Raw genomic sequence first — 4,594 nt, forward strand, 5'->3', positions numbered from 1 at the left:
CGGCCTCGGCTTCCAGGTAAGCGATGCTGACGTACTTGCCGATATTCGCTTCAAAGCCCTTGGTATTCTTGGCCTGACTTGCCACACGCTGATCCTTGAGGACCAGCGTCTTGGCCTCTTCGAGCGGCAGGCCATCCTTGATGGCCTGCTCGCAGGGACGGTAGATGCCTTCAAACAGTGACCGATTCCAGGCCAGCACATCGCCCCCCGGCACGCCGTGCGCCGGTAGCCAGATCTTTGTCTGCGTCACTTTCTCGAGCCGCTCGTAGGCCTTGAAAGTACCCAGATAAGAGCCATCATCCATGTTGGCGATGCGCTGATTCATGGCAATGTCGCCGACAAGCGTAACGCCATCCTCGACCACCTCGACACAGAGATCAGCCGGCGTATGCACCTTGCCGTAATGGTGAATGCGCAAGGTCACGTCGCCGAACTTGAGCTCGGCGCCATGGTCGAGCGGGGTATTGGGCGGCACGATGCGGGTGCCGAGCGATGCCTCGTTGGTCGCCTTTTCGATCAGCGACAGCCACAGGCTGCCCTGAATCCCCTTGACCGCCTGGATGGTGCCAGCATGGGCATAGATCGGCAGACTGTCACCAAAACGCTCGACGTAAGCATGATTGCCGAGCCAGTGGTCACCGTGATAATGGGTGTTGATGATGGCGACCACCGGCTTCCTGAAATTCTTTTCCAATTGCCGGATGGCCATTTCCCCGATTTGCACCGAGGCCCCGGTATCGACGACGACAACCCCCTGGCGGGTGTTGATGAAGGTCACATTGCTCATCATTCCCTGGTTTTCCGGCGTCGGAAACCCATGTGGCGTGAAGATGATGGCTACATGTTTGGAGATCTGGCGTAGCGGATAATCCTTGATCGCCGGGCCACGGATAAAATCATCGACCTCACCGGCAAACGCACTCACCATCTGCCACGGAGCAAACTCAACCGCCCCCAGCGCGGAAATGGCGACAGAGGAACGGAGAAAATCGCGACGGTTCATGAGTATCTCCTGAAACGTTAAAATAGCGTCCTATCATCGCGCCGAAACGAACGCTCGTCTACACTCACACCATGCGCCGCTACCCATTCTCTTTTATTGCCTTGACCACCTTGGGTGTTCTCTGTGCCATTCCCGGCGCGATCAGCCTGGCCGGCTTTGGCGCCCGCATTCATCCGGTCCTTGACGACCCGATGGCGGGCCTGGCCTTCATCGTCTCGGCCATCGCCCTGATCGGCTCCGGCATCTTCCCGCTGGTCATCGAGAAGCTCACGGAAAAAGAAGGCGCCTGAGCCATTTCAAATTTAGGCAAAATTTCCGGTTGACCGTGGCAATGCCGGTCAGGCCTCGCGCATCAGCCGCCAGTACTGGAACTTGAGCGTCACCACCGCCCCGGCGACGATCGCCAGGAAGGTGACGATCGAACCGAGCGCCAGGGTCGAAAACCCGCTGATGCCCTGGCCCACCGTGCACCCCATCGCCACCACGCCACCAAAACCCATCAAGGCCGCACCGAGCAAGTGGCTGGCCGTATCTTCAACGCTGGCGAAACCCTCCCAGCGGAAATTGCCGGTCAGCCCGGCCCAGGTGGCCGAGCCGGCGATCACGCCAAGCACCGTGGCGATGGCGAAAGTCATCGTCCGGCTGGTGTCGGACCACAACATCAACAACTCCAGCGTATACGCCTGCGGCGCGACGAAGGTCAGCCCTTCCATGCGACCGCTGTTGGTCGCCAGAAAGGCCTCTTCGAGCGTCTCGGGATGTTCGGCCAGATAGCCGATGTGGCCGCTGATGTACCACGCGGCGACGACGGCGAGCCCCGTACCGAGGCCACCGAGCAAATTATCGAGAGTCCAGAAATCGCGATTGAGCAAACAGAAAGCGGTCAATCCGCCACCGATGGCGAGCACGGCCAGTCCAAACGCCGTCTTCGCTTCGAGACCGGCCGCAGTCAGCAGGGCCGGAATATCCTGCCCGCCCGGAAAGGTGATCGCCACCTTTTCCAGCACATTGACGCGAAACACGCCGAACACGCCGCGCATGGTCATGTAGGCAACCAGACCGAGGACGAGGAAAACGACCAGCGACTTGAGGTTGCCGGCACCGATGCGGATCAGCGTCTTCGCGCCACAACCGGAGGCGAGCACCATGCCGATGCCGAAAGTTGCGCCGCCGACGAGGTAGGACAGCCAGGTGAAATGGGGCGTGCGGTAGATCGATTTGCCGAGGTCAATGAGCCCCGCCGCGTGCAGCGCCGCGGAACCGAGAATGGCGACGCCAATGGCCAGCAGCCACATGCGCATGCGGCTCCAGTCGCCCATGTTGACGATGTCCGAGACCGCCCCCATCGTGCAGAAATGCGTTTTCTGGCCAATGGCGCCGAACACGAAAGCAACGGCAAAGGCCAGCCAGAGAACGGTATTCGACAGGGTGGCGAGATCCATGATCAGGCTCGGTAGGGCGTCGGGTCGGGCAAGCCGGCAGCAGCGAAGCCTTCGGCGCGCAGTCGGCAAGAATCACAGACACCGCAGGCGCGGCCAAGTTCATCGGCCTGGTAGCAGGAAACGGTCAGCCCGTAATCGACGCCGAGCGCCGCACCGGTGCGGATGATGTCGGCCTTGGAAAGGTCGATCAGCGGCGCGTGGACGTTCAGCTTGACGCCCTCGACCCCGGCCCGCGTCGCCAGATTGGCCATCTTCTCGAAGGCGGCCAGGTATTCCGGTCGACAATCCGGGTAGCCGGAATAATCGACGGCGTTGATGCCGACAAAAATATCGCGGCTGCCCAGCACCTCGGCCCAGGCCAGGGCCAGCGACAACATGATGGTATTGCGGGCCGGTACGTAGGTAACGGGAATGCCCGGCTGGACACCGCCGACCGGCACATTGATGTTGGTATCGGTCAGGGCCGAGCCGCCAAACTGGGCCAGCCCGAGATTGAGCACCCGATGCTCGACGGCGCCCAGCGCCTTGACGACCCGCTCAGCGGCCTGCAACTCGGCACAGTGGCGCTGACCGTAGTTGAACGACAGGCAATAACAGTCAAAACCCTGGCTGCGGGCAATGGCGAGGCAAGTGGCGGAATCGAGTCCACCGGAAAGGAGAACGACGGCTGGCTTCATCATGGGGCGCGAATATACCTGAAAATCGGCCCCATTTTACCGGCTATCTGCTTGTTCCTGCGCCCTTATCCTGGATTCACCAACCGCCGCCGACAGGGAATTTGACCCTGCGCAGGCGGCGCCTGGACCGGCTACGCCGAGGGTTCGCTGAGCAGCGCAAATTCCCGCTCAGCCAGCGCCTCGTCACCAAGGTTCAATGCAACCAGCCGGCGCAAGTGGGTAACGCTGTCGAGGTCGATGTCGCGACACGCCAGGCCGTAGTAATTGCCCATGTGATGGACAACGGCGGCATCCATGCGGACGCTCGCCCCGGAATGGTCGAGACGGATTTTCAGGGTGCAGTTGCTGCCAACCGTGATGAAGACGTTGGCGTTGGGATGGATCAGCGCGCCTTTGAGCGAGAGATCGAGCACCTCGACGACGTATTCGCCGTCGGGCAGAAAAAGGCTGGCTTCAGCCTGAAAGGGAATGCGGGAAAACTTGCGGCGATTACTGTCCATGACCCTCTCCTCCTTTATTTTCCCTTCATGTTACCCCAAAGGAGCTTGTGTAACTGCAGCTGGAAGCGCACGTTGAGGCCGTCTTCGAGAATCCAGTCGGCCAGCGATTGGGGCTCGATGAGGCCGCCGGCCGGCGAAAAAAGTACCGGGCACAGGCGGTCGAGCCGCCGTTCGCGCAGGACACTGCGGGCCCATTCGTAGTCGCTGCGCGAGGCGATGACGATCTTGATCTCATCACGCAGGCTGAGGACTTCGAGGTTGCGCCACAGATTCCTCGCCGACTCGCCGGAATCCGGCGCCTTGAGGTCCATGATCCGTGCCACGCGCGGGTCGACGCCGGCGACATCGAGCGCCCCGGAGGTTTCCAGCGAAACTTCGTAACCGGCGTCGCAGAGCGCCGTAAGCAGCGCCTGGCAATCCTTCTGCGCCAGCGGCTCGCCGCCGGTGACGCAGATCTGGCGGGCCGGATATTTGCCGACTTCAGCCAGCACCGACTCGATTGTCGCCGGTTCGCCACCGGTAAAGCTGTAGGTCGTGTCGCACCAGGTGCACCGCAAGGGGCAGCCGGTCAGGCGGACGAAAACGGTCGGCAGGCCGGCGCGCGATGCCTCGCCCTGCAGGGAATAGAAAATTTCGGTGAGGCGTAAAGCCAATTACTTTTTCTTCAGGCGATCACGGGCCGTATCGGCCGCCGGGGTGCCCGGGTAGGTGGTAATGACCGTTTCCAGCGAGCGCTTGACGCCTTTGGGATTGCCCAGCTCCTGCTGGCAGGTGGCAATGGCCAGCCAGGCGTCGGCCGCCTTGGGGCTGTCGGTATACTTGGTGGTAACCACGCTTTGCGCCTCGATGGCGCGCTTGCAGTCGCGCTGGGCATACCAGGCGTTGCCGAGCCAGTACTGGGCGTTGGGGGCGAGCGAGCTGGCCGGGTATTTCTGCACGTAGGCGGCGAAACCGGCGGCGGCTTCCTTGTAC

Annotated in this window: 7 protein-coding genes; 1 reads left to right on the forward strand and 6 read right to left on the reverse strand. The window is 61.7% G+C overall.

The window, feature by feature from the left end:
* On the reverse strand, positions 1-1,003 hold a 1,003-nt coding region (locus ADADOO_RS05250; protein WP_511275615.1), incomplete at its 3' end, for an MBL fold metallo-hydrolase.
* A gap of 71 nt (positions 1,004-1,074) precedes the next feature.
* Here ADADOO_RS05250 and ADADOO_RS05255 point away from each other — a divergent pair.
* Positions 1,075-1,293 carry a hypothetical protein gene (locus tag ADADOO_RS05255; protein WP_511275617.1) on the forward strand — a complete coding sequence of 73 codons (219 nt, stop codon included), beginning with the start codon at positions 1,075-1,077 and terminating at the stop codon, positions 1,291-1,293.
* A 48-nt stretch (positions 1,294-1,341) separates the two neighbouring features.
* Here ADADOO_RS05255 and ADADOO_RS05260 read toward each other — a convergent pair whose 3' ends face one another.
* The 5 genes from ADADOO_RS05260 to ybgF form a co-directional block, all read right to left on the reverse strand.
* Positions 1,342-2,445, reverse strand: coding sequence for a YeeE/YedE family protein (locus ADADOO_RS05260; protein WP_511275618.1), 1,104 nt, complete (start codon positions 2,443-2,445; stop codon positions 1,342-1,344).
* Positions 2,446-2,447: 2 nt separating this feature from the next.
* The gene (gene queC, locus ADADOO_RS05265) at positions 2,448-3,125 is read right to left on the reverse strand and encodes a 7-cyano-7-deazaguanine synthase QueC (RefSeq protein ID WP_511275620.1); all 678 of its coding nucleotides are present in this window, start codon (positions 3,123-3,125) and stop codon (positions 2,448-2,450) included.
* Between the two features lie 128 nt (positions 3,126-3,253).
* A complete protein-coding gene (locus ADADOO_RS05270; protein WP_511275622.1) occupies positions 3,254-3,622 on the reverse strand; it encodes a PilZ domain-containing protein in 369 nt (122 codons plus the stop codon).
* A gap of 14 nt (positions 3,623-3,636) precedes the next feature.
* Positions 3,637-4,275: a 7-carboxy-7-deazaguanine synthase QueE gene (queE, locus tag ADADOO_RS05275; RefSeq protein ID WP_511275624.1), complete on the reverse strand. Its 639-nt coding sequence runs from the start codon at positions 4,273-4,275 to the stop codon at positions 3,637-3,639.
* The coding region (gene ybgF / locus ADADOO_RS05280; protein ID WP_511275626.1) for a tol-pal system protein YbgF at positions 4,276-4,594 on the reverse strand (319 nt) is incomplete at its 5' end.

This window comes from Azonexus sp. (assembly GCF_036170495.1).
Lineage (GTDB): Bacteria > Pseudomonadota > Gammaproteobacteria > Burkholderiales > Rhodocyclaceae > Azonexus.

Excerpts from the sequence above, each read along its gene's own strand:
- ADADOO_RS05270 (WP_511275622.1), bottom strand. The coding sequence starts at position 3,622 with ATGGACAGTAATCGCCGCAAGTTTTCCCGCATTCCCTTTCAGGCTGAA.
- ADADOO_RS05255 (WP_511275617.1), top strand. The coding sequence starts at position 1,075 with ATGCGCCGCTACCCATTCTCTTTTATTGCCTTGACCACCTTGGGTGTT.
- queC (WP_511275620.1), bottom strand. The coding sequence starts at position 3,125 with ATGATGAAGCCAGCCGTCGTTCTCCTTTCCGGTGGACTCGATTCCGCC.
- ADADOO_RS05260 (WP_511275618.1), bottom strand. The coding sequence starts at position 2,445 with ATGGATCTCGCCACCCTGTCGAATACCGTTCTCTGGCTGGCCTTTGCC.